The organism is Microbacterium marmarense (assembly GCF_037204165.1).
Taxonomy (GTDB): domain Bacteria; phylum Actinomycetota; class Actinomycetes; order Actinomycetales; family Microbacteriaceae; genus Microbacterium; species Microbacterium marmarense.
On record NZ_JBBDGL010000008.1, the window covers coordinates 1 to 2,474 of the forward strand.

The following is a 2,474-nucleotide window of genomic DNA, read 5'->3' on the forward strand; positions in this document are numbered from 1 at the left end:
TGCCTCGAACGTCGCCACTGCGTCTGCCCAGAGGCGAAGCGTGGTGGTGTTGTCACCGAGCATCGATGCGACGTATCCGATGCGAACGCCCTCGAGCGAGCCAGCATCCAAATAGGAGGTGTATGACTCGGGCACAAGACCGGCCTGGGTCGAGGTGATCGGGTCGCCCGCGTCGACGCCAACAACAGCGTCGAGGGCTACGGCTGCGTCAAGAACGCTGCGAGCCATGGGGCCACCGGTGTCTTGCGACAGTGCGAGCGGAACGATTCCGTCGCGGCTGGCAAGACCGACCGTCGGCCGAATGCCGACGAGCTGGTTGTATGACGAGGGAACGCGGATCGAGCCACCGGTGTCGGTGCCGAAGCCGATGCCGGCGAGGTTAGCGGCGATTGCCGCGCCCGTGCCACCACTCGAACCACCCGCGGTCTGCGTGGTGTCGTAGGGGCTGGCGATGTAGAGCGATTCGCCGACGGGCTGGAACGACGAGAACTGCGACGTGAAGCCATAGGCGAACTCGTCAAGGCTGGCCTTGGCGAGAATGATCGCGCCGTCGGCGCGCAGACCCTCGACCATGGTGGCGTCGGTAGCGGTCTGGTTGAGGTTCCAGCAGCCACAACCGGCCGTGGTGACCATGTCGTAGGTGTTGTAGTTGTCTTTCAGTGCGATCGGCACGCCGAGCAGCATGCTGGTCATGCCGTCGGCGGCGCGCACGGCGTCGGCCTCGGCGGCAGCGGCAAGTGCGGCGTCGCTGACGGTGATGATCGAGTTGAGTGGGCGACCGCCTTCTTGATCGTCAACCAGAGCGGTGTCGTAGAAGTCGATGCGATCCATGTATTCCTGCGTGATCTCGACCGAGGTCGTGACGCCGGCGTTCATGGCGGCCTGCATGTCGATGGTCGACGCTTCGATCAGGTCGAACTCGCCGTCGTCGTAGATCATGCGCTGGGCCAGGCCTGCGACGTCGCTGACGGTGATCTCGCCCGATGCGTCGAGGTCGATGACCGAAACGCTTGACCACGCGGCGTCATCTGCCGTGGTGCCAATAGCGTCGGCGGCAACACCGAGGTCGTCGGTGGTGACCTGTGCGTCACCGGTGAGGTCGAGCTCGGTGTAGAACGGTGCGAGCATCGACGCGGTGGTCGGCTCAACTGTGTCGAGTGCGACGGCGGGAGTTGCCACTGCGCCAGCGGCAACTGTTCCCAGTACCGCGATGGTGGCGATGGCTCGCTTGGTGCTAGTCACCGGGAGTCTCCTTTGTGGACGTGCGAACGCTGAGTTGGAGGGAACGGTGGCGGTCATGCTTTCACCGCCTTGCGGCGCAGCACGAGCACGGCGCCTGCGGCGAGTGCAATGAGCGCGATGATGCCGATGACGATCCAGAGGGTGGCGTCAGAACCGGTGACGGCGAGGTCACCCTCGGTGCTCGACGAGTCGGTCGAGTCAGTGGTGTCGGTGGCGTCTTCGGTCGGCGTTGCCGTCTCGGTGGGAGTGGCGGTCTCAGAAGGCGTCGCGGTCGCGGTCGGCGTCGGCGTGGTAGCGGCCGGCTCGACAGTCGTTGTGACGGAGTCGACGTTGCTGAGTGAGGTGGTGTCGCCTGCTTCTGAACCGACGAGCGTGAGGCCGGTGATGGCGATGTCGGCTGAGCCTTCGCCGATCGCTTCGAAGCTGAAGGTGACGAGCGTCTGCGCGTCGGCGAGGCCGGGCGAGGTGCCCAGGCGGGTGTTGGTGAAGGTGACCGAGCCGCTGTCTTCGGCGACCGAGCTGAACCCACCATCGGGAAAGACGCTCGAGGTGGCGTCGTATGCGAGCACGGCCGAGTCGAACGACACCGTGATGTCGTAGGCGAACAGGTCGGCCGTGGCTGAGGCGTCAACGCTGACCGAGACGGTGTCGCCGACGGCGACCGATGAGGGAGCGGTGAGGGTGACGTCGCCGGCCTCGGCAGCGTTTGCCGCGGGTGCCAGGGCGAGCGAGCCGCCGAGCATCGCGGCGATCGCAGCCAGAGTCGCTAGAGCACGGCCGCGGGGGCGACGTGTTCGCGAGGTGGGTGTGAGTTGGGGCATGGGGGTGCCGGTTCCTTTCAGGGGAGACGGACCGCCAGCGCGAATGCCGTCGGCACCCACGCACCGACGCGTCCAAGGGGAATAGCCCACACCTTTCTCTCGTCAGATTTCGAAGATGTCTCCAACCGTTTCGAGAATGTTTCACCGCCCTATCAAAGGCCGATCAAGGTAAGAAAAAAAGATCGGACGATTTGGATGCTGAAGATGCACGAACATCGCAGCACCGCAAGTTCGCTCGCCAGAACGCGCCAAGCTGGCGTGGCAACGGTTCGACGCAGCCGAACAACGAACCGACACCGCGTGCGTCGCCGGTCGTCGGTTTTCATCACGCCGACTCGGAGGGAGCCGACGTGCGAAAACCTTCGCGGGAGATTAGTCCGACTGAGCCAGTGCCCCGTGGATGTAGTGCCC

The 2,474-nt window shown here is 65.0% G+C and carries 2 protein-coding genes; both read right to left on the minus strand.

Annotated features, from left to right (window positions below; translation table 11 throughout):
* Nucleotides 1–1,242: amidase family protein (locus WDU96_RS13575; RefSeq protein WP_337339066.1), on the minus strand; the 1,242-nt coding region annotated here is incomplete at its 3' end.
* A 53-nt stretch (nt 1,243–1,295) separates the two neighbouring features.
* Nucleotides 1,296–2,063 (minus strand): cohesin domain-containing protein, encoded by a 768-nt coding sequence (locus WDU96_RS13580; RefSeq protein WP_337339067.1) that lies wholly within the window; start codon nt 2,061–2,063, stop codon nt 1,296–1,298.
* Between the last annotated feature and the right edge of the window lie 411 nt (nt 2,064–2,474).

Excerpts from the sequence above, each read along its gene's own strand:
- WDU96_RS13580 (WP_337339067.1), bottom strand. The coding sequence starts at position 2,063 with ATGCCCCAACTCACACCCACCTCGCGAACACGTCGCCCCCGCGGCCGT.